Source organism: Sphingomonas sp. (assembly GCF_048595155.1).
Taxonomy (GTDB): Bacteria; Pseudomonadota; Alphaproteobacteria; order Sphingomonadales; family Sphingomonadaceae; genus Sphingomonas_I.
This window is the reverse complement of sequence record NZ_JBMDXN010000055.1, coordinates 87,833-113,936: the sequence shown is the minus strand read 5'-3', so window position 1 is coordinate 113,936 and position 26,104 is coordinate 87,833. Positions and strand designations below refer to the sequence as shown.

At 66.4% G+C, this 26,104-nt stretch carries 23 protein-coding genes; 12 read left to right on the top strand and 11 right to left on the bottom strand.

Annotated elements, in window-relative coordinates:
- The first annotated feature begins 11 nt into the window (after positions 1 to 11).
- Positions 12 to 311, top strand: a complete 300-nt coding sequence (locus tag ACOJSI_RS09190) for a PqqD family protein (protein WP_420137971.1) — start codon at positions 12 to 14, stop codon at positions 309 to 311.
- On the opposite strand, the gene ACOJSI_RS09185 is transcribed toward ACOJSI_RS09190, so the two are convergent.
- Entirely contained in the window at positions 308 to 1,657 is a 1,350-nt protein-coding gene (locus ACOJSI_RS09185; protein ID WP_420137970.1) for a sugar transferase, read from the bottom strand. The genes ACOJSI_RS09190 and ACOJSI_RS09185 overlap by 4 nt on opposite strands.
- Positions 1,658 to 1,798: 141 nt before the next feature.
- Between ACOJSI_RS09185 and ACOJSI_RS09180 the strand changes: the two genes are divergently transcribed.
- The 5 genes from ACOJSI_RS09180 (at position 1,799) to ACOJSI_RS09160 (ending at position 7,545) form a co-directional block, all read left to right on the top strand.
- Positions 1,799 to 2,023: a hypothetical protein gene (locus ACOJSI_RS09180; RefSeq protein ID WP_420137969.1), complete on the top strand. Its 225-nt coding sequence runs from the start codon at positions 1,799 to 1,801 to the stop codon at positions 2,021 to 2,023.
- Positions 2,024 to 2,118: 95 nt separating this feature from the next.
- Positions 2,119 to 2,838, top strand: coding sequence for a polysaccharide biosynthesis/export family protein (locus ACOJSI_RS09175; RefSeq protein WP_420137968.1), 720 nt, complete (start codon positions 2,119 to 2,121; stop codon positions 2,836 to 2,838).
- A gap of 38 nt (positions 2,839 to 2,876) precedes the next feature.
- Positions 2,877 to 5,057, top strand: coding sequence for a GumC family protein (locus tag ACOJSI_RS09170; protein ID WP_420137967.1), 2,181 nt, complete (start codon positions 2,877 to 2,879; stop codon positions 5,055 to 5,057).
- Positions 5,054 to 6,196, top strand: a complete 1,143-nt coding sequence (locus ACOJSI_RS09165) for a hypothetical protein (protein WP_420137966.1) — start codon at positions 5,054 to 5,056, stop codon at positions 6,194 to 6,196. The genes ACOJSI_RS09170 and ACOJSI_RS09165 overlap by 4 nt, the downstream gene beginning before the upstream one ends.
- Complete coding sequence (locus ACOJSI_RS09160; RefSeq protein WP_420137965.1) at positions 6,193 to 7,545, top strand: O-antigen ligase family protein; 1,353 nt, start codon at positions 6,193 to 6,195, stop codon at positions 7,543 to 7,545. The genes ACOJSI_RS09165 and ACOJSI_RS09160 overlap by 4 nt, the downstream gene beginning before the upstream one ends.
- Here ACOJSI_RS09160 and ACOJSI_RS09155 read toward each other — a convergent pair.
- From ACOJSI_RS09155 to ACOJSI_RS09130, 6 genes are read right to left on the bottom strand one after another with little or no spacing between them, the layout of a single operon-like run.
- On the bottom strand, positions 7,494 to 8,645 hold the full coding sequence (locus ACOJSI_RS09155; RefSeq protein ID WP_420137964.1) for a glycosyltransferase family 4 protein: 1,152 nt from the start codon (positions 8,643 to 8,645) through the stop codon (positions 7,494 to 7,496). The two genes, ACOJSI_RS09160 and ACOJSI_RS09155, sit on opposite strands and share 52 nt — an antisense overlap.
- Positions 8,642 to 9,715 (bottom strand): EpsG family protein, encoded by a 1,074-nt coding sequence (locus ACOJSI_RS09150; protein WP_420137963.1) that lies wholly within the window; start codon positions 9,713 to 9,715, stop codon positions 8,642 to 8,644. Before ACOJSI_RS09150 ends, ACOJSI_RS09155 begins: the two co-directional genes overlap by 4 nt.
- A 4-nt stretch (positions 9,716 to 9,719) precedes the next feature.
- Entirely contained in the window at positions 9,720 to 11,087 is a 1,368-nt protein-coding gene (locus tag ACOJSI_RS09145; protein ID WP_420137962.1) for a polysaccharide biosynthesis C-terminal domain-containing protein, read from the bottom strand.
- Positions 11,084 to 11,911, bottom strand: coding sequence for a polysaccharide deacetylase family protein (locus tag ACOJSI_RS09140; RefSeq protein ID WP_420137961.1), 828 nt, complete (start codon positions 11,909 to 11,911; stop codon positions 11,084 to 11,086). Before ACOJSI_RS09140 ends, ACOJSI_RS09145 begins: the two co-directional genes overlap by 4 nt.
- Positions 11,908 to 12,804, bottom strand: a complete 897-nt coding sequence (locus ACOJSI_RS09135) for a GNAT family N-acetyltransferase (RefSeq protein WP_420137960.1) — start codon at positions 12,802 to 12,804, stop codon at positions 11,908 to 11,910. The genes ACOJSI_RS09140 and ACOJSI_RS09135 overlap by 4 nt, the downstream gene beginning before the upstream one ends.
- Positions 12,785 to 13,594 (bottom strand): class I SAM-dependent methyltransferase, encoded by an 810-nt coding sequence (locus ACOJSI_RS09130; protein WP_420137959.1) that lies wholly within the window; start codon positions 13,592 to 13,594, stop codon positions 12,785 to 12,787. The genes ACOJSI_RS09135 and ACOJSI_RS09130 overlap by 20 nt, the downstream gene beginning before the upstream one ends.
- Positions 13,595 to 13,622: 28 nt before the next feature.
- Here ACOJSI_RS09130 and ACOJSI_RS09125 point away from each other — a divergent pair, with 28 nt between their 5' ends.
- Complete coding sequence (locus ACOJSI_RS09125) at positions 13,623 to 14,777, top strand: glycosyltransferase family 4 protein (protein ID WP_420137958.1); 1,155 nt, start codon at positions 13,623 to 13,625, stop codon at positions 14,775 to 14,777.
- Positions 14,777 to 16,696 (top strand): asparagine synthase (glutamine-hydrolyzing), encoded by a 1,920-nt coding sequence (gene asnB, locus ACOJSI_RS09120; RefSeq protein ID WP_420137957.1) that lies wholly within the window; start codon positions 14,777 to 14,779, stop codon positions 16,694 to 16,696. The genes ACOJSI_RS09125 and asnB overlap by 1 nt, the downstream gene beginning before the upstream one ends.
- On the opposite strand, the gene ACOJSI_RS09115 is transcribed toward asnB, so the two are convergent.
- Both ACOJSI_RS09115 and ACOJSI_RS09110 read right to left on the bottom strand, forming a co-directional pair.
- Entirely contained in the window at positions 16,693 to 17,796 is a 1,104-nt protein-coding gene (locus ACOJSI_RS09115; protein ID WP_420137956.1) for a glycosyltransferase family 4 protein, read from the bottom strand. The genes asnB and ACOJSI_RS09115 overlap by 4 nt on opposite strands.
- Positions 17,793 to 18,986, bottom strand: coding sequence for a hypothetical protein (locus ACOJSI_RS09110; RefSeq protein WP_420137955.1), 1,194 nt, complete (start codon positions 18,984 to 18,986; stop codon positions 17,793 to 17,795). Before ACOJSI_RS09110 ends, ACOJSI_RS09115 begins: the two co-directional genes overlap by 4 nt.
- A gap of 158 nt (positions 18,987 to 19,144) precedes the next feature.
- Here ACOJSI_RS09110 and ACOJSI_RS09105 point away from each other — a divergent pair, with 158 nt between their 5' ends.
- On the top strand, positions 19,145 to 20,431 hold the full coding sequence (locus ACOJSI_RS09105; protein WP_420137954.1) for a nucleotide sugar dehydrogenase: 1,287 nt from the start codon (positions 19,145 to 19,147) through the stop codon (positions 20,429 to 20,431).
- A gap of 6 nt (positions 20,432 to 20,437) precedes the next feature.
- Here ACOJSI_RS09105 and ACOJSI_RS09100 read toward each other — a convergent pair whose 3' ends face one another.
- A complete protein-coding gene (locus ACOJSI_RS09100; RefSeq protein WP_420137953.1) occupies positions 20,438 to 21,436 on the bottom strand; it encodes an NAD-dependent epimerase/dehydratase family protein in 999 nt (332 codons plus the stop codon).
- Positions 21,437 to 21,576: 140 nt separating this feature from the next.
- On the opposite strand from ACOJSI_RS09100, the gene ACOJSI_RS09095 reads away from it, so the two are divergent.
- The 3 genes from ACOJSI_RS09095 to ACOJSI_RS09085 are packed head-to-tail and all read left to right on the top strand — an operon-like array spanning position 21,577 to position 25,501.
- Positions 21,577 to 22,575 (top strand): glycosyltransferase family 2 protein, encoded by a 999-nt coding sequence (locus ACOJSI_RS09095; protein ID WP_420137952.1) that lies wholly within the window; start codon positions 21,577 to 21,579, stop codon positions 22,573 to 22,575.
- The gene (locus tag ACOJSI_RS09090) at positions 22,572 to 24,335 is read left to right on the top strand and encodes an ABC transporter ATP-binding protein (protein WP_420137951.1); all 1,764 of its coding nucleotides are present in this window, start codon (positions 22,572 to 22,574) and stop codon (positions 24,333 to 24,335) included. Before ACOJSI_RS09095 ends, ACOJSI_RS09090 begins: the two co-directional genes overlap by 4 nt.
- A complete protein-coding gene (locus ACOJSI_RS09085; RefSeq protein WP_420137950.1) occupies positions 24,332 to 25,501 on the top strand; it encodes a nucleotidyltransferase family protein in 1,170 nt (389 codons plus the stop codon). Before ACOJSI_RS09090 ends, ACOJSI_RS09085 begins: the two co-directional genes overlap by 4 nt.
- On the opposite strand, the gene ACOJSI_RS09080 is transcribed toward ACOJSI_RS09085, so the two are convergent.
- Positions 25,449 to 25,994: a lasso peptide biosynthesis B2 protein gene (locus ACOJSI_RS09080; protein WP_420137949.1), complete on the bottom strand. Its 546-nt coding sequence runs from the start codon at positions 25,992 to 25,994 to the stop codon at positions 25,449 to 25,451. The genes ACOJSI_RS09085 and ACOJSI_RS09080 overlap by 53 nt on opposite strands.
- Positions 25,995 to 26,104 lie beyond the last annotated feature (110 nt).

Sequence of the window (26,104 nt, the reverse complement as noted above, 5' to 3'; positions counted from 1 at the left end):
CACAGGATTTTATGGCCACTTATCCTCCGCTCGATTCCAGCTCCGTCGTCCACCGCGCACCCGAGGTGGTGGCGAGCGCGATTCATGGCGAGGTCGTCATGGTGGACCTCGAGGCTGGCCTCTATTTCGGGCTGGATCAGATCGGCACCGAGATTTGGGAGCGGCTCGAGCATCGGACGAGCGTGCGCGATCTGGTCGCCTATCTTGCGGGTCGCTACGACGCGCCCGAGGACGTCATCGAGCGCGACGTCCTGGCTCTGCTCGGCCAGCTGCAGGAGCGCGCCCTCATCGTCGCGGAGCTGCCGGACTAGCGCGCGCCGGCGCCGGTCACGACCGCCCGGATCGTGCCGAAGATGATCAGCACGTCCAGCCAGACCGAGAAGTTTTTGATATAGTAGAAATCATATTGAAGCTTGGAACGAACTTCGTCGACATCTGCGACATGACCTTGCTTGACCTGGGCCCACCCTGTGAGCCCTGGGCGAACGATGTGGCGGTAGCGATAGAAAGAAAGTTCGCTCTCGTACCAGTCTGACAAGGCAACCGCTTCGGGGCGCGGTCCTATCCAGCTCATTTCGCCCTTAACGATGTTGAGGATCTGCGGCAGCTCGTCGATCCGGTAGCGACGGATCCAGCGACCGATCCGCGTGATGCGATCGTCCCGGTCGCGCGTAACCGCCGCCGAACGCGCTTCTCCGGGTGGCACGTCCCCGTCCCGCATGCTGCGGAATTTGTACATTGTGAATTCTCGCCCGCGATAGCCCATGCGCTTCTGGGCGAACAAGGCTGGGCCAGGGGAATCCAGCTTGATAAGCGCGGCGACGAGCAAAAGGAGTGGCATAAGCAAGGCCAGTGCGAGGATCGCCGCGATCAGGTCGATCAGCCGCTTTCCGCGCCCGTACATATCACCCGGCCCAAGCGAGCCCAGATTGTTCTCCGAGAGATGATCGATCGCCACGCGTCCGGTGAGCGATTCCTCGATTTGCTTGCGATCGAGCACGATCGTGCCGCCGACCGCCCGATCGGCCAGGAAGCGTTCCCAGCGATCGCCAAGATCGGCGCGAAGATCTGCGACGACCGCATCCAGCCGTGGGACGTCGTCATCGCTCAGATCCAGCGTGATCCAGTCGACATCCTTGATCGCCGCGAGCGATGCCATATTGCCGACCGGCACGAGGCCGATGGAGAGCCTCCTCAGCCGCTGCAGCTTGAAGTAGATGAAATAGAACCAGCAGGTCGTCGCCACGAAGCTCGCGAGCAGGATGGCGCGGCTATAATCGAGGCGCAGGAACAGGAGCGCGGCGAACGTTGCGCCGTAGGTCGCCGACAAAGCGGGCAAGATATGAAAGGAGGCGCTGACGCCGGGATAGGCCGATGTCTTCCGGAAGGCGGCATAGCCCAGTCCGAGCGCCGCAAGGCTGGCGACGAGCGAGTGCTGGACGCCGGTATCCGTCGCCGGGATGAGCGAAAGCCATTGGCAGATGAACCAGCTTGAGGCGGCGCTGAGGAGGAGCGCCCCGCCGAGCTGGATACGCGTCAGCTCCCATGGGGTGCGGACCCGGCCGCCAAAGCGGCGACGTGCGACCGACGACTTCTGCTGCGTGCGATCCGAGCCAGCCGACGGCCCCCGCCGGCGATCTTCGACACTGCTCGCCACCCACTCGTCCCCGCCCCGTTTTCGGGACTACCTACCATGGCGATCGCGGCCATCCAATCGATCATGCCCCGCGAGGGGAACCTAGTGGACTTTTATGCGCTCGCAGCTATGGTGGGATGTCCGATCAGGGAGAGGCGGAAGATGCGCTTTACACGACTTGCCATCGCAGCGGGTGCGCTCGGTCTGGTGCTCTCGCCTGTTCCAGTCCTCGCACAGGCAGACGAGACGGTCGCCGGCGGGTTATTCTCGGCGCGCACTTTGACGGCGATCCTCCCCTTCCTCGGGGCTGGCGTCGCGATCGGTGCGGTTGCGATCGCGGTCAGCGGCGACAACAATGACAGCAACGTCACTCCGGTCAGCCCCTGACTGGTCCGCTGGGCGGTACGGCCCGAGTGAATTCAGGTTGATGTGAACCGCCGTGCCACCTAGACCGTTTGATAACGCGGTTTGGGGAGGCGGTGTTGGGGGTCCCGGTGAAGGGCGTGCTTGCAGCAAAGCAAGCCGCCCAGGTCATAGCTGCAGTCGCGTCGCTCATGCTGCTCGCCGGCTGCGTCGGCATTCGCAACAAGCAAATTCCCGTAAATCCTGAAAGCTTCGCGGCCCCTGATGGCGCTAAAGAGGCTGCGACCGAGCCATATCGGCTGGTTGCGCAGGATCGATTCTCGGTCACGATCTATCGCGTGCCTGACCTTTCGCGCGAATATGTGGTCGAACCCTCTGGCACAGTAGACTTCCCGCTCGTCGGACAGGTGAAGGTGGCCGGAATGACCTCGGCCGAGCTCGCCGCGCTGCTGCGGGACCGGTATAATCGCGGCCCGCTGCGCGATCCGAACGTCTCGGTCCAGATCGTCCAGATGACGCCGCAAGCGGTCACCGTCGAGGGTTCGGTGCGTACACCGGGCGTTCTCAACGTGACCGGCACCAGCAACCTGCTCCAGATGATCGCGCGCGCCGGCGGACTCGACGATCTCGCGAATGCGGGTCGGGTCGTCATCTTCCGGCAGATCAACGGTCGACGCCAGGCGGCGGCGTTCGACCTGCGTCGCGTACGGGAAGGATTGATGGAAAATCCGGTCGTCTACCCAGGCGACACGTTGGTGGTGGATGGTTCCGAGCTGCGTCGCGACATGCGCGACTTCCTTCTGGCAGTTCCTCTGCTCGGCCTGTTCAGGCCGTTTTGATGGTCACAGCATCACATAGAGAGAAGGGTGGGCCGGCAATGAATGCCTATGGCGCCGTGCCGATCGCCGGCAGCGCACGTCCCTCCGCACGCGAGTCGGTCGTCGTCGTCCAACTCGTCGGCGCGCTGAGCCGGCATCGCCGGCTGGTGCTGGCGGCGCTGCTGCTCGGATTGCTTGCAGGTCTTGCCGTAACCTGGCTGACGCCGCCGACCTATCGCGCCAATGTGCGGCTGCAGTTCGAAGCCCAGCCCGCCACGGTCATCACGCTTGGCAGCGGGCGGCAGGCGGCAGGGCGCTCGCCCGGCGATATCATGTATGATTTCACGCCGGTCGGCCTCCTGCGTGCGCGCTCCCTCGCGGAACGCGTCGTCCGCTCGGAAAATCTCGCCAATGATCCGGCTTTCGTTAAGCAGACGCTTTCGCCCGAGGCACGCTTCAACGCCGCGCGTGGGGCTGTGCTCGGCGGCATAGAGGCCGTCCAGCAACGCCAGACGCGGCTGGTAGATCTCTATTACAGCCATCGTGATCCGCAGCGGGCCGCGCAGATTGCCAATGCGATCGCGCGCAACTTCATCCAGAACAACCTCGAGCAAGGCATCAATCAGAGCGCGTTCACGCGCGACTTCCTCAGCCGGCGGCTCGCCGAAGTGCGGCAGTCGCTCGAGCGCTCGGAACGTGCCCTCGTCGGCTATGAACGCGCGCAGGGCCGCGTGACGATCCGGCCGCGGGCCAGCGACGGCCAAGTGTCCGAGGCGGAATCGATCAATAACGCGCAACTGGCCGATGTCGCGACGGCGCTGAGCCAGGCGACCCAACGCCGGATCGAGGCGGAGCAGAAGCTCGACGCCGCGCGGGAAACGCCCGGCGCGTTGCGCGGCGCGGCGAGCACCGCCGGGCTCGAGACAGAACTTGCGCAGCAGCGTGCGCGGCTCGCCGACCTCAGGGTCCTCTATCGCGACGACCATCCGGACGTGAAGGCGGTGGAGGGTCGCATCGGCGCCTTGGAGCAGGCGGTCGGCCGCGCAGGCGGATCCGGCCTCACGTCGCTTCTGTCGGACTTCCGCGCCGCGCGCGGCGAGGAGCGTGCGCTGAACGCGCGGCTCAACAATCTGCGCAACGCGGTGCTCGACGAGCGTTCGCGCAGCGTCCAGTACATGATCCTGGCGCGCGAGGTCGATACGACGCGCGCACTCTACAATGCGCTGCTGCAACGCTATCGCGAGGTCGGCGTCGAGAGCGGCGTGGGGTCAACGCAGGTCACGATTGTTGATCCGGCAACGGTGCCGGGCAGCCCGATCAAGCCGGTCCTGTGGTTCAACCTCGCACTTGGCGGGATCATCGGCCTCTTCCTCGGAGCGGTTGTGGCATATGGCTATGACATGCTGCGCGACGTCGTCACCGCGCCGCACGACCTTGAGGATCGGCTTGGGCTCGAACCGCTCGGAGCGGTTCCGGTCGAGGAGGGACATGGCAGCCTTTCGGCTGCGCTCAACGATCCCCGCTCCCCGGTTACGGAAGCCTATTATGCGATCGCCAACACCTTGCGCTTCGCGACCGATCATGGCGTCCCGCGCACGCTCGTGCTCACGAGCACCGCGGAAGGAGAGGGCAAATCCTCCTCGTCCTACGGGCTCGCCCGCAGCCTCTCCGCAATGGGCCGCTCGGTTCTGCTGGTCGACGCCGACATGCGCCGGCCGAGCTTTATCGATGAGCGTCGCGGGGCCAAGCGGTCGGGCCTGGCGGATATCCTGTCCGGCAACGCCACGCTCGCCGACGCGATCACCCATGGGGAGAATGGGATCGATTATATCTTCGCCGGCAGGACGCCACCCAATCCGCCCGAGCTTCTGGCCGGATCGCGGCTTCAGCCGCTCGTCGCAGAGCTCAGCGCCCAATATGACATCGTCATCTTCGACGCGCCGCCCATCCTTGGTTATGTCGATGCGCCGGTGCTGGCGTCATTCGCTGAAGCGACAATGCTGGTGTTCGAATCCTCGCGCAATCGCACGCCGTTCGCCCAATCGTCCGTCCGCAAGCTACGTGCGGCGGGCGCCAACATCATCGGCGGCGTGATTACAAAATTTCATCGCAAGAACGACCAATATGGCTACGCCTATGGCACGGGTCATTACGACACGGGCTATGGCGGCGCCGGCAAGACCACCAAGCCGGACGACGAGAAGCGGCTCATCTTCATCGGCGCGCGGGCGGGCGATTGACGCTTTTGCCACGCAGCGCGACGGTCCTGCGTGGCGCGGCGCTACTGTTCGCGTGCATCGCCGCCTACGCCGCAATCCGCAGCTTCGCGCTGGCTCTTGCGATCGGCGCTAGCGGACAGGCCTCGATACCACCGCCCGCGGATGCGCGCTTGGTCCTGCGCAACGCGCTTGCGGTGCGGGCAGACCCCGCCCGACTGCTGCTCGCCGCGCGGGCGGCCCGCACGCTCGATCCGTTAAACGATGCGCCCTTCCTGCTGCGCGGCCAAGCCGCGCTGCTGCGCGGCGACCTTGCGTCCGCGCGATCCAACTTCATGCGCGCGCGCGCGATGGATCCGCGCGCCACTGCTGGCCGGGTCGGTTTGATCGAGACGTTGATCCGGAGCGGCGACGGGGCCGGAGCGCTCGCCCAGACCTTTGCCTTGCTGCGATTGCGCGACGACCTTGAGGGGCCCGTCATGCCTGCACTCCTTCGCGTCGCGCTTGAACCGCATGGGCGCGAAGCCCTGGTCGAGGCAAGCCGTCGCCAGCCGGAGATTGCCGCCAGATTGCTGGCGCGCGCGAGCGCGATGCCCGGCCAGGAGCAACTCACCGCCGGCCTGCTTTCGCTGCCGGTCACGCAACGCGATCGTTTCGCTGCCATTACTGCGATCGCCGCGCGCGGAAATTATCGTTTGGCGTATCGCCTGTGGACCGGAAGGACACAGGCGCCGGATCACCTCGTCGACGACTTCACCGTGCGCGCCGCGCCCGAGCCCTTCGGTTGGACCGCGCTGCGCGATTCGAATGCCACCGCCACGATCGGCGAGGGCGGTAGCGGCCTCGCGGTCGCCATAACCGGCACGCTGCCGGTGGCAGCGGCCCAGCAGGTCCTGCTCCTGCCCGCTGGTCGCTACCTGCTCGAGATCGAGGCGCAACGCGTCAGCGGGGGAACGTTCGAGTGGCGTCTGAGCTGCGCCGACGGCGATGACGCGGTCGCAGAAAGCCCCGCTCTGGATCGCGCTGGACGCGTACGGGTGGCATTCACGCTTGAGCCGGCCTGTACCGTCCAGAGACTGGTCGTGTCCGGTGCCGCCGCGTTGCCGGACGACACCGCACAGGCGCGCTTCAGGCGGCTGACGATCAGGACGCGCTGGCCATGATGCAGCGCTCGGTCAATTGGGTGCTGCCCCTCTATGTGGGCGCCGCCCTTCTGCTGGGTGGCGCCTCTGCGGCAGGCGCTGCCGCCAATCTGGCGCTTCAGCTCGCGGCAGCGGCCATCATCATAGGCTTGGTCCTCACTCCCGCATTGTGGCACGCCCCGCCAGCCGGAGTGCGAGGAGCCCTCTTACTCGCGGTCGCTTTCTGCCTGCTTCCCCTGGTGCAGCTTCTGCCGCTGCCGCATGCTCTGTGGGAGCGCCTGCCAGGACGGGCGAGCGTGGCGCGGCTCGATCTGCTGTTCGGTCTCGACGGCTCGCGTCCGCTCTCGCTCCAGCCGGGACGGACGCTGGGCGTCGCGGCCGGCCTCCTGCCGCCGCTGGCGACCTTGCTGCTGACCCTGGTCGCGGGCCGCGACGGGCGCCGCGCGGCGATGCACGTGATCTTGGCCGTGGCGCTCATCTCGGTTCTGATCGGCGTCGTGCAACTCATCCAAGGCGCCGGCAGCGGGCTTTATTTCTACCAGATCACGAACTTCAATACGTCGGTCGGCTTCTTCGCCAACGGCAACCATCTCGCGACGCTGCTCCTCGTCGCCCTCGTGCTGAGCGCAGACGCGCCCTACCTGCCCGCGCGGCGGCGTGTCGGCCGAGAGATATTGGCGCTTCGGGCGGGCGGTGTCCTGCTCTTCGGGCTCGGCCTCTTGCTCAACCGCTCGCTCGCCGGATTGTTGCTGGCGGCGCCTGCGCTCGCATTCTGGGCAGCGCGACAGCCCTATGTCCGGTCCTGGCTGAGGCGCGTGCCGCCTGCGGTGCGGGTCGTGATCGCGGCCGGTGCTGCGTTGGTCGGCGTCGCTGCGGTCGGCATCGCCTGGCGTACGGGCGGGTTTCGGATCCTCGGCGGATTGACCGATCCCGCCGACCGGCTGCTCTACCTGGAACGGACGTGGCGGCTCGTCGGCGAGACGTTTCCGGCGGGCAGCGGGTTCGGCACCTTCCGCGCGCTCTATGCGGGCCACGAGGATCCCGGCGCGGTCACGCGCTTCTTCATCAACCATGCGCACAATGATTATGCGGAATTCCTCCTGGAGGCCGGCATCGCGGCACCCCTTGTGCTGGCGGCCTTTGCGGCCTGGATCGCGCTGCGCGTGAAATCGATGCTACGCGATCGCGCCCACCTTCCCGCCGAGACTCTCGCGGCGGCGGTGGCGCTCACGCTGATCGCCGCGCATGAACTGGCGGACTATCCGCTGCGGACGGCTGCGATCGGCTCGGTCGCGGCCTTATGCTTGGGCCTGCTCGTCTATCGCGTCGCTGCGCCTGGCGTCGTCGCGGACGCCAACAGTTCCGCATAGGCCTGCGCGACGGCCTCCTCGGAATAACGGGCAACGGCGATGGCACGGCCCGCCTCGCCCATGTGGACGCGATCGTCCTCGCTCGCGTGGCAGGCCCGGCGCATCGCCGCGGTGAGGCTGAGCGGGTCGCGTGGCTGGCACAGGAAGCCGTTTACTCCGTCCTCGACCACGTCCCGGCAGCCCGGCACGTCGCAGGTGACAATCGGCCGCGCCATCGCGGCCGCTTCCAGCAACACGCGGGATGTGCCTTCCCGATAGCTTGGCAGGACGACATAGGCGGCAGCGGCGATATGGGGGCGGACGTCCTCAACCGCCGGATGGAAGTCGATGACGCCCTCGTCGATCCAACTGGTGAGCTCCCTGCGCGAGATTGCGGAGCGGTTCTCCACGTCGAGGAAGCCGAGCAGCCGGAAGCACAGGGATGGGTCTTCCGCCTTCAGAGCCCGTGCCGCCGCGACATATTCGCGCACGCCCTTGTCGCCGATCAGGCGGGCGATCATAAGGAAGCTTGTGCCTGCCCCGCGCTCCGGCGGCCGAGGCCGAAAATGCTCGAGGTCGATGCCCGAGCCATTGACGAGGCAGGCCTGCGCCGACCGCACCAGCTTGCGGGTGACGAATTCGGCGCGATCCGCCTCGTTCTGGAACAGCACGGCATGGGCCTTGCGTAGGCTGACCCGGTACAGGCCCTGCGCGACGCGTGCGACCGTCGATGTTTCAAGAAATGCTGTGCCGAGCCCGGAGATGTTGAGGATCGCGGGCACGTCGCAGAAGCGCGCGGCAAGCGCGCCATAGATGTTGGGCTTGATCGTCCAGCCGAGATAGGCCGACGGCCGGATCCGGCGCATGAGCCGGACATAGGCAATAAGGGTAGCGACGTCGTCGCGCAGGCGGGTGCCCATCGGCGCGATCGGGATGGGGTGAAAGCTACAGCCTAACTGCTCGAGCTGGGCGACCGCCTGATGGTCGCGCGCGCTCTGCAGCGCTGCCGCCGCTGCGATGGCGACGCCGCGTTGCTGCAAGGCGCGGATGACGGGCTTGCGGAAGTTGATCAGGTTCCAGGGCTCGTTCGCGGACAGCAAGACGACCGGGCGTAGGTTCATCGGATCGCTGTGCGATCAAGAATGCTGCGATAGGGAACCCAATATTCCGAATTGTCGGCCCAGCCGAGCCATACGAACTGGATGGCGGCGCAATAGGCGATCACGCCCAGCGCCACGAGTACCGCAACAGGGCCGCGGTCCTGCAACGCACGCAGCAGATAGCCAAACACGAACACCTGGATGGGCGAGAAGAATAGGCCGACCCGGTCCACGGCGGTGGAGGACGGGCTGAGCAGGAAAGCCGGGACGCACAGGATGCAGGCGACGGCGACGAGCGACCAGATCATGTCCTCGATCGGGTCGAGATTGAGCGCCTTCCGTCTGAGCAGATAGATCAAGGCAGGCACAAGGTTGATGAGGATGCGTACCAGCGTTCCGGACGAGCTATAGCCGGTATCGAGATATCCGGCCTGGAACGCCTCGACCCGGCCTTCCGCCAGCGCATAATTGGTAATCACCGCGCCCACGAGCGCGACGAGCACGGTCGCGGCGGTGTTGCGTCGGATCAAAGCGAGCCCGATCAGCGGCAGGATCAGCAATGTGGCGACATGGAACAGCGTGCCAAGCACCAGACACGCCATCCCGATCAGCGTCCGCCGATCACAGAAGGCGGCGATCGCCATCAGCATGAAACCAATTGCGGCGGCCTGGCGGATATAGCCCATGCCGACCACGATCAGCAGGTAGGGGACCGCTGCCGTCAGCGCGAGCCACGGCGCGGGCGTGCGCCTGGCGATCGTGATGACCCCTGCCGACAGGATCATCGAGCAGAGCGCGTTTATGCCGTAGAGATCAAGACCGATCCGTGTCGACACCCAGGCCATGAGGTTGAAGGCGAAGTCACCGTAACCGAGCGCGAATTCGAGCGGCTCGTGACGGATCGCCTCGATCATGTCGCTATAGTTCGACCAATCGCCGCCAATCTCGAACCGCAGGCCGGAGAGGAGATTGTAGACCAGCCAGAAGCCGGCAAGCGCCAGGAGATAAGGGCGTGTGTCGGTGTCTTCCGAGCGTAACGCGATCACCGCGGCGGCGGCGGGAAAAGCGAGCAGCAACCAGTAGATCAACATCGGCTCAGGCCTGCTGCTGCCGGGGCGATGCCGGGGCCGCAAGCAGCGCGACAGCCTGCCGCAGCCCGGCGGGCCGGACCGCGAAAATGGTCGTATCGAGCCCGGTCCTCAGCCGGATGATGATCGCGATATACCCGCTCCAGACGCATTGCCCCACCCCCAGCGCGACAGCGGCGCCCGCCGCCCCCAATGACGGTACCAGGAGGCCACTGAGCATCAGCTGCACGATCACGGCGATCGCCGTGCCGGCTGTTACCGCGCGCTCATGACCCATCATATTGCCGATTGACGGCGCCGGGCCAAGCAGCGCGGCCATGATGGCGCCCAGCAGGAGCAGCGAGAGGGCGCGATGCGCCTGGCCGAACTGCGGTCCGAACGCCCAGGCCAGGAGCGGCTCGCCGAACACAAGCAAAGGCAATGCGGCCACTCCCACCACGATCAATTGACCGGCGGCGACGATATTGAGCACAGCTTGCAATTGCGTCCGGTCGCCCTGGGCGTGCGCGCGCGAAATAGCCGGCGAGATGGCGAGCGCGACGATCGAGAGTGGCAGCAGGCAAACCGCCGCCGACGCGTCCGCGACGCGGTACAAGCCAGCCGCGGTAATCGTGGAGAAAGCGCCCACGGCCAGCATGCCAAGTTGCGACTGCACCAGCCGCAGACCTTCCGACAGCGCCATCGGCAGGCATGCCCGCAACCACGCCGCTGTGCGGAACATCGGCGGCTCGGACCGCACCACCGCGCTCAGGCTGCGATAGAAGCCAAGGCTGGTGAGCGTTGCGGCTGCGGTCGCGGCCAGTTGCAACCCCATTGCCTGTGTCGCGGTCAGCTGTGGCTGCACCAACGACGCCGTCAACAGGAGGGCCGCGAACACGGCCGGCCGAAGGATCAGGATCGGGCCCTGGCCGGCGATCGCGCGTCCGAGCGACAGCAAGGCCGCCGCATGCACTTTGCCGATCCCGAGGAACGGGATGAGGAGCAGCCCCCAGCGCAAAGTCTCGATCAAGGCCGGGCTGCACAGCCTCTCGAGCAGTGGCACAAGTGCGAGGAACAGCCCATAGATCAAGGCGGATAGGATCAGGATCACGGCGGTCGACCAAGCCCGGAGACCACGCGCCGCGGCGAAGGAGCCGGTACCCCGCGCGGCGGCGAACTCGCGCAGCGTGAGGACGTTCAGCCCCAGTTCGGCGCCAAGCCCCGCCAGGGTCGCGAGGGAAAGCGCCAACGCGTAGCTGCCATAGCCGGTGGGTCCGAGATTGCGGGCGAGCAAGATGCCGACGGCGAAGGTCAGCGCCGCGCCCAGCAGATTGAGAGCACCGAGCGACAGGAAGGCCTGGCAAAGCTGCCGCAGAAGCGAAGGTTGCGCGCTCATCGCGCCCGTTTTCGTAAAGGCGCCGCCGCGGTTCGATCGCGCCGCGCGAGCATGGCATCGAGCGTTCCCGAGACGATGACCTTCAGATGGTCAAGGTCAGCAACGGCATTGCGCGCTATGAAGCGATCGTCCGGAGTGGCGAAGCCGCAGTCTGTGAAGAATATGCGCCGATGGCTACGCCCGATTGCGCGGGCCTGACCGGGCCGATGGAAGCCCCACGGAAAGGCGAAGAGCTGCGTTCTGACGCCAATCTGCTGCTCGATCAGCGTGCCTGCGCGCGTTGCGTCGGCCCAGGCCTCGTCGACCGAGAAGGTGCGGTAGTCGTCATGCGCCAAGCTGTGATTGCCGATCGTCATACCGGCGTCGATCAGCGATCGCGCGGCCTCTGCCGTGACGGAGCGGAGCGGTTCGTCCTCGGCTGGATCCAGGTCCGGCCGGTCTGCAAACCACGGGCGTCCGCCCTCCGCCAGCAGCGAGCCGATGAGAAAAAAGGTCGCGCGGGTGCCGGCGCGCGTGAGGATCGGCAGAACGTGCGTGACATTGTTGACGAACCCGTCGTCGAAGGTGAGCAGCACGTTCAGCCGGTCCGTGGCCAGATTGTGCCAGTTGCCGGTCTGGTCGATCCACGCGATATTGCAATGCCGGCGGAGCCAGGCGACATGTTGCTCGAATTCCTCAGGCGCTAGCGCGTTAGAGAAATGCCGCCGGCCAGGCGTCACATTGTGATAGAGCAAGACACGGATCTGGCCCGCATGCCGGGCGCGCATCAAACGGTTGATGCCGCTTGCTTCAAGCAGGCGGAAGAGGAGGCGCTTCGCGGTCATCGCGCCGTGCCTTTGACACGGCGCGCGATGCGGAAAAGCCCGCTGCTCTTGCCATATTCCCGGCCGAGCAGCACCAGCTGGCCGCCAAACTCACGCTTGAAATGGTGGATGCCATTGCCGCGATCGAGCGTCGGCACGCCCCCCAGGTCATACCAGGCGATGCCATCGCGTCGGAGCGCGAGCATGCTGTGCCACTGCAGGAAATAGCCGATGCCGTCACGCCGGCTGGTTGCTGCGCCGTGCAGGTAGAAGGCGCTGCGATCCGCCAGATAGATCAGCGCGAAAGCGACACACGAACTGCCTGTGCGTACGGTAAAGAGCCGCGCCGCGCCATCACGCACCATGGTTCGCACCAGTCCCTGGTCGAGACGGCGTAGGTTCCGCTCTGTCGCCAGCGCCTCATGCGCCTGGTGAAAGCCGCCGAGCGCTGCCTCGCCCGCGTCTTCGAAGAGCAGGCCGGCCTGCTGCGCGCGCCGGATCATTCGCCTGGCCTCGGTGGAGAGCGCGCGATGCAGTGCATCTTCGTCCTGCCGCAAATCGATCACGAACGTGGCGATGTTTAGGAGACGCTCGTCGGACCCGAGTTCATGATACCCGCGCTGCAGCAGGAGCGCGCCGACGCTGTCCGCGCCGGTGAAGTCGTGAACAATCGTCTCGCGCAGCAGCCCGCCATCTCCCACGAGAACGGCTGCGAGCTCCGCCGGGTCGTTTGCCTCGGACAGGAGCAGCCGACGGACGAGCGGCCCATTGTGCCGTTCGAGAATGGCGACACGCTTGGTTTCCGTACGTGCAGGCCGCCAGCCGAGATATCGGACATGCTGCCACTTGGGCGAGAAGAAGATCGATTGATACCTGTCCGGCGGGACAGCGTCGTCAGCGTCGCGCGAGGACATAGGTGTCCCAGGGGTTCATGATCGCGGGCAGGCGACGCGGATGCAGGCCGCCGACGCGCTCCACGATGCGCAGGCCGGCCGCCTGCGCGTCGCGAGCCACCGACGCGGGGCTCGAGACATGGTTGCGCAGGCCGCCGTGACGGCGATCGCTGATATAGCCATGCCCTTTCCGGAAGGTGCCGCTCATGAGCGCGCGGGGGGCTATCACCATGGTACGCGCAAAAGCGCGTGCGATGCGCCAGATCTTGCGCGCCGGGGTTGCGCCTTCGAAGTTCGGAAAGGGCGCGAGCAGACGCGCATTGTGGGACGAGATGATGATGTGTCCGCTTGGGCGCACGACACGTTTGAGCTCGGCGAGCGCGGCTATCCGCGCCTCGTCGGTTGCGATGGAATCGATCCCGTTGAACGAGAAGATGGCGATATCGAACTGCGCGTCGGCCAGACCCTCCAGGTGCGTCGCGTCTCCGACCGCAAATTCCAGATCGGGAAATCTGCGGCGGCAGGCCTCTACCATGGCCGCGGCATAGTCGATCCCGAGATAGCGGCTTGCTTGCGGCGCCAGATAGGGGGTGGTCCGCCCGCCTCCGACCCCCACATCGAGGACCGCAAGACCGGCCTGTACATATTTCGGGAAAAGATAGCGCTCGGCCGGCATGAGTTCACTGGCGCGGACATAATGATCGACGACATCGTCGCGCGAATAGGTTTGTTGATTGTCGGTTGATCGAGACCCTGTGTCGGGGTCGCTGTGCAGCATGTCCCCACCGGCACGATTCGATCCCTTCCCCATGCCGTCCGATATAGACTAACTCCTCTTTATGACCACTGCCCGCACGCTTTGCCTCATCGACACGGTGGGGTCGGGCGGTGGCGCCGAACAGTTTCTGGCGTCTCTCCTCCCCATGATGCGACGGCGCGGCGTGGACGTCGAGATCGCGGCCTTGTTCGACTGGCCGGATGACCTGCAATCTCCGTTTCGCGAGGCGGGCGTGCCGCTTCATCTCCTCCATGCGCCGGGTCAGAGCATCAGCGTGGACAGTGTTCGTCGTGTCTACGCGCTCGCCCGCAGCGGCCGGTTCAACCTCTTCTGGGGCCATCTATGGATGGGCAATCTCCATGCGCGGCTGGTGCAGCTTGCCATCCGCGGCGCAGCGAGTGTCATCACCCTGCACAATCAGGGGCGCGGCGACGCGCCGAGCAGGCTCAAGGATAAAGTCTCCGTCGCGCTGGAACGCCACCTGCTCGCCGGAGCGAGCATGAAGGTCGCAGTGTCGCATGGTGCCGCGCACCAATGGGCAGGGCGCCATGGCTGGAAGACTATCGAGGTCGCGCATAATGGCATCGACCTGGCGCATATCGAGACACTCTCCGCGCACACCGCAGCTCCTGCGCTGCGCCGTGCCTGGGACGTCGAGGAGCACGCCTTCCTGATCGTGAACCCGGCGCGACTGGTGCCGCTCAAACGCCATGTGGACCTGCTCGCGGCGACGGCCATCCTGGCACGCGAACTGCCCTGCCCGGTCCGTGTGATCTGCTGCGGCGACGGTCCCGATCGAGCGGATCTGGAGGCCCGAACGCGGATGCTCGGACTGGAGCAGTCGGTGACATTCACCGGCAACCTCGCCCAGCAGCGCCTCTTCCCGCTGATGGCCGCGGCCGACGCGGTTGCGCTTCTCTCGTTGCGCGAAGGCTTTGGCCTGGCTGCGGCCGAGGCATTGGCGATGCGCGTGCCGACCGTGTTGACGGCGGTCGACGGATTTCTCGAGCTCGTGGGCGACAGCGATGGTGCGTTTCTCGTGCCACCCGCTGAGCCGCGCGCGATCGCCGACGCCCTCGCGGCCATCCATGCCGACCCTCAGGCCAGCCGTACCGTAGCGCGGCGCGGCGCGGCCCATGTCGCCGCCTGTTACGACATCGCGGCAAGTGCAGCCCGCTGGGACCAGCTCCTCCGCCAGGCTGGGGGAGACCGCTGATGTGCGGACTCGTCGGCCTCCTGTCGACTGCGCCGCTCGCGGAAGGCATGCTCGCAGGGGCGATCGCGGCCCTCCGGCACCGGGGACCGGACGATCAGGGGCACTGGCTGTCCGGCGATCGGATGACGTTGATCGGCCACACCAGGCTCGCCATCCTCGATCTCACCGCGGCTGGACACCAGCCGATGACGAGCGCGGATGCGCGTTTCGTTCTCGCCTTCAATGGCGAGATTTATAACCATGCGGCGTTGCGCGCCGAACTTGCCCGGCAAGGAGAGGCGCCTGCCTGGCGCGGACATTCGGACACCGAAACCCTGCTTGCCGCCATCACGGCCTGGGGGCTGGAGGCGACGCTGCGCCGAGCACGCGGCATGTGGGCACTCGCTTTATGGGATCAGCGCACGCAGCGACTGCAACTCGCCCGCGACCGCTTCGGTGAGAAGCCGCTCTATTACGGCTTCATCGACGGCGGCTTTGCCTTTGCGTCGCAGCTTGGGGCGCTGCGCACGCTGCCCGGCTTCCGGGCCGACGCGGACCTCAGAGCCGTCGGCCAGCTTCTCAGCCTCGGCTATATCCCGGCGCCGCTCAGCATCTATGCGGGCGTGTCGAAGCTGCGGCCGGGCACGATCCTCACGCTCGACCGCGCAGGCGCGCCGGTCGAGACCTGCTATTATGATTTTGCCGCGGAGGCGGCGGCGGGCGCTGCCGATCCGATTACGGACTATCGCGCAGGATTGTCGCAGCTGGAGCCAAGCCTGTCCGAGGCGGTCGCCGGGCAGCTTGTGGCGGACGTCCCGATCGGCACCTTCCTCTCTGGCGGGATCGATTCGTCGCTCATCACCGCACTTGCCGCGCGCGCCTCTTCGGCGCCGGTCCAGACCTTTTCCATCGGCTTTGCCGAACAAGGCTTTGATGAGGCGCCCTATGCGCGCGCGGTGGCGGCGGCGCTCGGCACCGATCATCATGAGCTCTACGTGACGGCGGCCGACGCGCGGGAGGTCATCCCCGGCCTGCCGCTTCATTATGACGAGCCGTTTGGCGATCATTCCCAGATCCCCACCTGTCTCCTCAGCCGCTTTGCGCGCGGGGCAGTGACGGTCGCACTGTCGGGCGATGGGGGCGACGAACTGTTTGGCGGCTATAACCGGCATCGGGCGCTTCCCCGTACGTGGCGCCGCCTGAGCGCTCTGCCGCCTTCGCTCCGACCGGCGCTGCGGCCCCTTGCGACCATCCCGGGCAGCGTGTGGAACCTCGCGGGACGAATTTCCTCGGGACGCAAGCGCCCCGATTTCCTGGGCGACAAAGTCCGTCATCTGCTGCAGGCGGCGCGCCAGAGCGACGATTTCGAGCGGTTCGTGCAGCGCTTCCTCGATCGCTGGACGGGCGCCCAACATCCGATCGCGGACGCTGTCGGCCCGGCGCCGGCGCTGCTTTCTCCAAATCTTCCGCTCGAAACCCGCCTGATGGCGGCCGACACCTTGTCCTATCTGCCCGACGACATTTTGGTGAAGGTCGATCGCGCGACGATGGCGGTCGGGTTGGAGGGGCGGATGCCCTTTCTCGATCATGAGGTCGCACGGATCGCGACGCGTCTGCCGCTTGCCGCCAAGATCGGCGCGGGCGGCGGCAAGCGCATCCTGCGGGACCTTCTGTCGACGATGATCGCGCCGGCCTTGTTCGAGCGGCCGAAGGCGGGTTTCGCGATGCCGCTCGGCGACTGGTTGCGGACCGATCTGCGCGACTGGACCGAGGAGCTGCTGCGCACGCTGCCACCCATGATCGACCCGGTCCCGATCCGGAAAAGCTGGGCCGATCATCTTGCTCGCCGCACTGACGCCAGCGAGCGACTATGGCCTGTACTGATGCTGCAGGCGTGGCAGCACGATCAGGCGGCGCGGTGGCCGAACCGGGATCGTTAGCCTGCTGCTACCGATGCCAGGATGGCGCGATATCGTGCCGCGATCGCGGCTGTGGAATAATGCGCGACCACGTCGGCACGCGCCTGTGCGCCGAGGCGGGCACGCAAGGGCACGTCGTCGATCAGCCGCTCCAGCGCGCTGACCCACTCGTCGTCGGACGCGACCAGCAGCCCGGTGATGCCATCGCGCACGACCCGCGCGGTCGCGCCCGCTGCGCTTGCCACGGTCGGCAGCCCGACGCCCATATATTGGATCGGCTTCAGATTGGCCTTTCCTGCTGACCATTCGTTATCCGGCAAGGGATAGATGCCGATATCGATCGCCTGCAGATCCTCGACCTCGCGTGCGGCCGTCCATCGTACGACCTCCAGGTCGATTCCGGGCAGCGCATAGTCGAAATTGCCGATCACGCGGAGGCGGAAGCGCCGGCGCTGCGCCAATCGGGTGAAGACGTCGCGCAGCAGATCGAGATAGGGCCGCGAGCTGAAGGTTCCGGTCCAGCCGATGACGGGGACCGACCGGCGTGCTCGTTCGGAAGGAACGAACTTGGCCGCGTCGATCGAGGGCGGTATGCAGCTGCAGGCATGGTGCGCATTGAGCGCGCGGTAGCGCGCTTCAAGCAGCGGCGAGGCCACGATGACATGGTCCGCATGTCGGATGAGGTAGCGGGGTTTCGCCGGGCGCTTGAGGAAGCGGGTTATCGGATTGGGCGGATCGTCGCCAGCAGGGTGGACCGGCAGGAGGATATTATCCTCCGCATCATAGACGAGTTTCGGCGCGAGGCGCCGCACCGCGCGCTCGAGCGCGGTGGTTCCAAAGGGCGTGACCCACATGAAGACGTAGACGAGGTCGAAGCTGCGGATACGCGCCAGATCCCGCAAGCGACGGGCATGGCCGCGCGCAACACCCGTGACCTTGGCCAGGATATGACCCTTCTCGTACAGAATTTGCCAGGTCTGCAGATCGAGGAAAGGCGAGACGACAACCTCCCAGCCGGCAGAGCGCCAGTCGTCGAGATATTGTTCATATTTGAGCCGCTGTCCGGCCGCGACGCCCTGCGGGAACGGGCAGAGCACCAGCATCCGCCGTCGATCCGTCACGCCAGCAGCTCCTCATATGCCGCCCGATATTCCGCTGCTCCGCCTTCGAGCGAGAACAGGCGCTCGGCGGTGGCGCGGCATCGGGCGGGCGTCGCTGGGTCCGCGAGCAGCGCGAGCAGCCGATCGACCGCTTCGCTCCGGGCGGCGGGGGTATAGTCCTGCAAGGCCGCGCCGACCGCTTCGCCTTCCAGGATCTGCGCCATGTCACCGACGCCGACATTGCCGAGGCAGGGAATGCCGCAGCCGAGATATTCGGCAAGCTTGGTCGGTGCGCTGGCGATCTTCGAGTAGAAAGGGGCGATGATCGCGGCGCCGGCGGACATGCGGGCGATGATCCCCGGCATCTCGCCATGACCTGCGGCAATCAGCTCGATGCTGGACGAGGTGGCACCATGCGCCGCGAGCCTCTCGCGAATGAAGCCATGTTCGTCCCGGTTGACGATCAGCAATCGTGCGTCCGGGCGGCGCGCCTGCAGCAGCCGGAAACATTCGAGGACCTCATCGAACAGATACCAGGTGCCGACCGAGCCGACATAGCCGAGCGTGAGTGGCTCCGGCAGCGCCTCAGGCCGGGGCGCAAACCGGTCCAGATCCGCGCACGTCGGTATGACGCGCAACCGGAGCGAGCGCCCGGCGAGATAGGGGAAGCTTCGTATCACCGCGACAGACGCGTGCGTCAGCGTCACGATCGCGTCCGACGCGAGCAGCAGACGCTGCTCCAGGGCTTTCACCTGCCGGTAGATCCTGCCGCTCGCATCCCACAGGCCGGCATCGACGCGTTCGTCGCCCCAGAAGCCGCGCATGTCGAACAGCAGCTTGGCGCCGGTCAGCCGCTTGACCTGCAGCCCGATCAAAGCGGGAAGATAGCTACGGGCATGGACGATCCGGGTCCGTCGTCGGAGCGCGATCGCGATTGCAAGCGCGGTGCCGCGCGCGACGTCATAGGCGGTGGCCGGCACGGTCGGCGCCTTGTGGTAGCGCAGCGGATGCCAGCGTATCCCGGCCGCACGCAGCCGCTCCGCCATCGCCTTGCGGCGGACCCGGTCGCGCCAGTCATGTGCCTTTTCGAAGCTGACGAGATCGAAGGCGAAGCAAGGCGACAGCTTGTCGAGATAGGCGATCACCTGGCTCTGGCCGAGCGGCTCCAGCATGCCATCATAGCTGATGTAGAGGACCGCAGGCTTGCCCATGGCTGTCGGAGTGCCTCCCGCTTAACGTCAGACCGATTTAGCCTGTCCAACGCTGGCGGCTAGCTTCGCGACGGTCGAGGTGCAAGGAAACGAGACCGGGGCGCCAGGGATTCGCAGCGGCACGGGCGCTGCGGGCATGGCCGGCAGGGGGGAGCGGCTTGAACAGCGGACCGAACAGTGACGGGCGGATCGTCGTGGTGGGGCTCGGCTATGTTGGCCTACCGCTCGCGGTTGCGCTGGCGCGCAGCTTCAGCGTGCTCGGCCTCGATATCGACGACCGGCGGATCGCCGAGCTGCGATCCGGACGGGATCGCACTGGCGAGGTGGCGCCGGATGCATTGGCCGCCTCGGCGCTTGCCTATGCGTCGGATCCGGCCGAGGCAGCGGGTGCCGATGTCTATATCGTCACCGTCCCGACGCCTGTGGATGCGGACAATCGGCCCGATCTTAGTGCCCTGATCGCCGCCTCGCGCACCGTCGGGCGGCTGCTCGTTGCCGCGCGTCGCCCGATCATCGTTTATGAGAGCACGGTCTATCCGGGCGTCACCGAGGATGTCTGTGCACCGATCCTCGCCGAAGAATCCGGGCTGGTTGCCGGACGCGATTTCTTCCTGGGCTACAGCCCCGAGCGGATCAATCCCGGCGACCGCACCCACACGATCGAACGCATTACCAAGGTGGTCGCGGGACAAACCCCAGACGTGACCGACCGATTGGCGGATCTCTATTCCAGTGTCACCCAGGGCGGCGTGTTTCGTGCTGCTTCGATCCGGGTGGCGGAGGCCGCCAAGGTCATCGAGAATGCGCAGCGCGATATCAACATCGCCTTCATGAATGAGGTCACGCAGATCTTCGCGCAGCTCGATATCTCGATCTGGGATGTCCTCGATGCCGCGCGGACCAAATGGAATTTTCTGCCGTTCCAGCCCGGACTGGTCGGCGGTCACTGCATTGGCGTCGATCCTTATTATCTGAGCTTCCGCGCCCAGCAATTAGGGCATCAGCCGGAGGTCATCCTCGCCGGCCGCGCGATCAACGACGGGATGGGCGCATGGGTTGCCGATCGGCTCCATGCAGCGCTCGACGGTCGCATCGGCCGGATCCTCGTCCTCGGCCTGACGTTCAAGGAGAATGTCCCCGATCTGCGCAACAGCCGCGTCATCGGCCTGATCCGCCGCCTCGAGGTGCTCGGGCACGAGGTACGCTGCCACGATCCGCGCGCCGATCCGGTCGAGGCCAAGGAACATTACGGGATTGCGCTGCTCCCGTCGCTTGACGCGGCCCGGCATGATCTCATTATCGCCGCGGTCGCGCATGAGGACTATCAGCATCTTGCGGCGGCCCAGATCGAGGCGATGGTGGCCGAGCAGGGGATGGTGGCCGATCTGAAGGGGCTTTGGCGCGACGTCACGCTGCGGCCGGAGATCGGCCGATGGTCGCTCTGAGGCAGATCAGCTGGCGTGGTATGCCATGTACCAGCGCACGAAGTTAGGAACGCCGACATCGATCGCCGTCGTCGGTGCGAAGCCGAGCTCCTGCTGGATCGCTGAGATATCGGCGAAGGTCTCGGCAACATCTCCGGCCTGTATCGGCGCCAACTCGATCTGCGCCGGGCGTCCGCAGGCCGCCTCGATCAGCTCCACGACCTTGGTCAGCTCCTCGGACCGATGGTTACCGATATTGTAGACGCGGTGGGGGGCGAGGCTGCCGCCGGCTTTGATCTCGCCGTCGTCGACGGGGGGATGATCGTGCGACGCGATGACGCCGGTGACGATATCGTCAATATAGGTGAAGTCGCGCCGCATCTTGCCCTGGTTGAAAAGCTGGATGGGGCGTCCGGCGAGGATCGCCTTGGTGAAGATCCACATCGCCATGTCGGGCCGTCCCCAGGGGCCGTAGACGGTGAAGAAGCGCAGCCCCGTCTGCGGCAAGCGGAAAAGGTGCGAATATGCTTCGCTGATCAGCTCATCCGCCTTTTTCGTCGCGGCGTAGAGCGAAAGCGGATGATCCACGCGATCCTCGACCGAGAAGGGGAGTTTCGTGTTGCCGCCGTAGACCGAGGAGGAGGAGGCATAGACCATGTGGCGGACAGCGCGTGCGCGCGCGAGTTCGAGCATATTGGCGTGTCCGACCAGGTTCGTATGAACATAAGCGGCCGGGTTCTCGATACTATAGCGGACGCCGGCCTGAGCGCCGAGGTGGATGATGGTCTCGATCGGCTGGCCGGCCAGCTGTGCCGCCAGGTCGCCAGCGTCGGTGAAGTCGCAGTGGAGGAAGCGGAAGGCGCCAGGATGGGCCTGGTCGAGGGTGGCCAGCCGGTCCCGCTTCAGGCTGACGGCATAATAATCGTTGAGATTGTCGATGCCGATCACGGTGTCGCCCCGGGCCAGCAGTCTGTGGGCAACATGGCTGCCGATAAAGCCTGCCACGCCCGTCACGAGAATTGCCATTGCGTTCCGCCCTCCTGCTCCTGGCGCCCTACGGCCGGTGATGAGAGGCGGCAACCGGGCGCCATGTTGCGGGCTCGGTATGGCGTGCCTAAACCTCTGCGCATGAAGGGGGTAAGTTTGCGGTGACGCCGGCGCTAAGCGTGATCCTTCCCGTTCATGATGGCATGCCCTATTTGCGGGACAGCATCGAAAGCGTGCTCGCCCAGACCTGGGGCGATTTCGAATTCCTGATCGGCGACAACGGGTCGCGCGACGGGAGTTGGCACGTGGCGCAGCATTATGCGTCGGCGGATGCGCGCATCCGGCTCTTCCGCGCCGAGCAGCCGCTTGGACTTGCTGGCAGCGCCAACTGGCTGGCAAGACAGGCGCGAGCCGCGCTGATCGCGGTGATCCATGCGGACGATCGCGCTTACCCGCAACGCTTCGCCCGACAGGTTGCGGCGCTGTCGAACGATCGTTCGCTGGCGCTGGTGGGGACCTTATGGGACGGGATGGACGAGGCGGGCAGGAGAATTCGCCCGGGCGATTTCTGGCGGCTCCTGCAGCAATCGCGCTTCGCGCCTTTCTCCCACTCGTCGATCATGGTCCGCCGCGCGGCGTTCGAGGCGGTCGGCGGCTATCGTGAGGCAGCGGAATATTGGGAAGACCTCGACCTCTATTATCGGATCGCCGCGACGGGGCGGATCGGCGTGATCGGCGAGGTGCTGACCACGGTGCGTCACTCGCGCATTAGCACCAAGTTGCGCGGCGCGCCGGAACGCTTCGAATTTGCCGTCGACCAGATGTTTGGTGCCAGCGCCCTGTTCGCCGCAGGGGGTGACCCGATCCACCTTCCGGCTCGGAAAAGTGCCGGCAAGGTCCATCCGCTCGCCTTCCTGTCTTATGGGTCGACCTTGTTGTGGAGCGGGCGTCGGCCGGGTGTCTTCGCCAGGATGATCCGCCGCGCGCGCCTCCGGCCCGACCGCGCCACCCTGCACGCGCTGATCTGGTTGAGTTGGGCCAGCGTCAGTCCGCGCAGCCTCCGCGCCTTTCTGAGGCTCATCCTGGCGACGCGCAATCGCGTCGCGAAGCCGCTCCTGCCGGCAGGGGACGTGATCGAGTGGATCCCGCGCCGCACCGGCGTGCGATATCTGGCATGACGGACGCTCGGCCCCAACGGCAGGACGAGCGCCGTGAGATCCGTCGCTTCGTCCGTGACGTGGTCCGCACGGAGACGCGCCCTTTCCTCGGGCTGGCATGTCTCTCGACTGCGGGCGCGCTGGCGCAGGCGGCTGGACTGCTTCTGCTCCTGCCCCTGTTCAAGCTGCTCGATGTGGGCGGCGGGGCAGGCGTCGCCGCCGGACCTTCTTGGCTGGGCAAGCTCGAGCCGGCCTTGCTGATCTATGTGCTGGTCGTGGTCGCTGCCGCCTGGATGAGCCGCGCCCGCGCGGTGGCAGCGGCACGGATCCGGCTGTCGTTCGTCAACCGGATCCGGGAGCAGATCCATGCCGCGATCCTGGAGATGGACTGGCTGAGCGTGCTGCGACTGCGCACGGCGGATCTGGCGCATGTCCAGATCGGCGAGGCCGCGCGCGCGGGCGCCGCCATGGAGCAGCTCGCGCTGCTCGTCTCGAGCGCCGTCGTCACGCTGGCGATGCTGGCGGTGGCGCTGTGGATGTCGCCGCTGATCGGCCTCGCGGCGGCGCTCAGCGCCATCGTCGGGCTGGGTCTCGCCGGCCGGATCGGTCCGGGCGGCTTGGCGCTCGGTCGCGAGGTCGGGAGGAGCGGCCGATCGCTGAACGCCTGGATTACCGATGGGCTGGCGGGTCTGATGATCCTGAAGGCGTTCGGCGCGCAAACCGAGCGGCGACGCGGCTTTGCCGAGCTCGTTGCCGACCTGGGCGAGCGCCAGGTTGCAACGGTTGCGGACGAGGCGCGCAGGCGCGCCACGTTCCAGGCCCTGGGCGCGATCGGTGTCGCGCTCTTGCTCGTGGTGGCTGTCCGCATCATGGGCATGACGGTGACCGGCGCGTTGGTGCTCGCGCTTGTCTACGCGCGGCTGCTGATCGCCATCTTGGCGCTGCAGGATGCGTGGCAGCGTCTGCTCCAGCAGGTGCCGGGTTATACGGCCGCAAGCGACCTGCTGACGCTGTGCCGCGCGGCGAAGGAGGAGGCTCGTCCTGGCGCGGTTCCGGCCTTCACGCAGCTACTGCGGCTCGAAGGCGCGCGGGTTCGCTATCCGGAGACCGCTCGCACCGCCCTCGGTGGCGTCGACCTTGCCATTCCCTTTGGTCGCCTCACCGCTGTGATCGGCCCATCGGGCGCCGGCAAGTCGACCTTGGCTGGCGTCCTTCTCGGGTTGGTGGCGCCTTATGAGGGGCGTATGACGGTCGATTCAGAACCGATCGATGCGGAGCGGCGCGCGGCTTGGCGCGGAGCGGTCGGCTATGTGCCGCAAGACGGATTTCTCTTCCACGATACGATCCGCGCCAATCTCAGCCTTGGCCGCGAGGTGGGAGAGGCCAGGCTGTGGCAGGTGCTCGAGAGTGCGGCTGTGGCCGATTTCATTGCCGGACTGCCGGCGGGACTGGACACGATCGTCGGCGATCGCGGCATCCGCCTGTCCGGGGGCCAGCGACAGCGTGTGTCGCTCGCGCGTGCCTTGTTGCGCGAGCCACGCCTGTTGCTGCTCGATGAGCCCACCAGCGCGCTTGATGTCGCAAACGAGCGGCTCATTCTCGAGGCGCTGCTCCCGCTTCGCAGCCGCATGGCGATCGTCGTCATCGCGCATCGCTGGACGACCGTGCGCGCGGCCGATCACGTCATCGTGATGGAAGACGGCATGGCCAAAGCGGCGGGTTCCTGGGCAGAGGTCCAGGCGTGCGCGTCGGATCTGCTACGCCAGCTGGAAATGTCATGACGCAGGTGCAGGCCTTTGCCGCACTGGCCCGCTTGGTCGCCCGCGGAGCTGGCCTCGGCCGCCCGTTGCCGCTTGCGGACCCTGATCCTGATCCGGCGACCCTGCTTGGTCTGGCGCAACGCCACCGGGTCATTCTGCTGATGGAGCGCGGGTGGCGCGACCTGGCAGCGCGCGGCGAGGCCGGGCCAGTACCGGACCTGATTGTGGCGGCTGCCCGGCAGGAACATGGCCGCGCGCTCGCGACCGCGGCGGCGCTGGCGCGGCTGGCCCGTGGCCTCGACGAGGCAGGCGTAAAGTGGCTCGCGCTCAAGGGCCCCGCCTTGGCGCACCAATTATATCATGACGTGACGCCGCGCACGGCACGCGACCTGGACATCCTGGTCGATCCGCATGATCTCGTGCCTGCGGTCGAGGTTGCACGGCGGCTTGGATGGACGATTGCCGATGATTGGCAGCGCCTCGCGCAACTGAGCGGCAAATATGATTTGGAGCTTGCGCCGGCCAAGCCAGGCCTGCCACCGCTAGAGATCCACACGCGACTGGGGCATGGCGATATGTTCGCGCCGCGCATCGATACGGTCAGTGCGCCCCACCGCGTCGCGATTGCGGGCTACGCCGTTCCGGTGCTCACCGGGCCCGACCTGCTCGTCTATGTCGCCTGGCATGGCGCGCGGCATTTCTGGTTTCGCTTGAACTGGCTGGTCGATCTCGCGGGCCTCCTGACTGCGACCTGTGACGGCCAGGCGGTCGTCTCGACTTCACGCGCTTGGGGGGCGGAACGGAGCGTGCGTGCCGGGTCGCTCCTCGCCGAGCGCCTGCTGGGTATCGACGCCCCGGCGTTGCCCGCGCCGTCGGGCACCATGATGCGAAACGTTGCGCGCCTGGTCGGATGGGCGGAGACCCGCCTCCGCATCGATCCCGATCATGACCATGTGGTCAGACGGCCGATGTCCTTCCTCTGGACGATCCGGGAAACACGCTCCGACGATGCCGGGTGGCGGGGCCTTCTGCCGCTGGCGAAGCGGCTATGGCTCCCGCGCGAATGTGATGCCCGTCAGGTGGGCGTAGGCGCGCCGCTTGCGGTGCATCTGGTCGCGCGGCTGCCGTTGCTGCTCAATCGGCTCGTTCGGGATGTCGCGGCCACGGCGTGGGCGCGTCGGCGCTGACCTGGCGGTCGACGGGAAGCGCAGGGAACACCAAGCAGAGCAGCAGGGCATAATGGTCGAAGCTGGCCCATCCGCCGGTCACGGCGATGCGATCCGTTACCAGCCAGGCATGCGCGTCCATCGCGCTAGCATGGTCGGTGGGAGGTCGCATTCTGGCACCGAAGTGAAGTGCGTAGGGCACCTGGTAGACGCGGCACAGCAGCGCGCCCGCAATCGCCTGGGGCAGGCAGTCGGCACGGAACGGAGCATATTTGATCGCAAGCGCGATTGTCGCACGGATCTGCAACGCGCGGCGCGATTGCACGGCGTCGGCGAGCGGAATGAAACCGGATGCGCCAAGATCGGTGCCGAGCAGGGCTGCAATCCGTCGGAAGGGCAGCAAGCGGATCGCGACGGCTGCCAGTCCGATGAGCAGCCAGACAGGTCCGAGCCACAGGCGTACGAACCGCGGGAGCGCCCATGCGGTCGCGAGCTTGCGACGCAGAATGGTCACGTCAGGAGCGGATGCCGGGCCATGGTTCCGCCTACCTCAGATTGACCTGCCCCATCCAGAGGCGTGGCGTAGCGCGGTCGCGCTTGCATGTCGCCAGGGCCTTGCAGCAA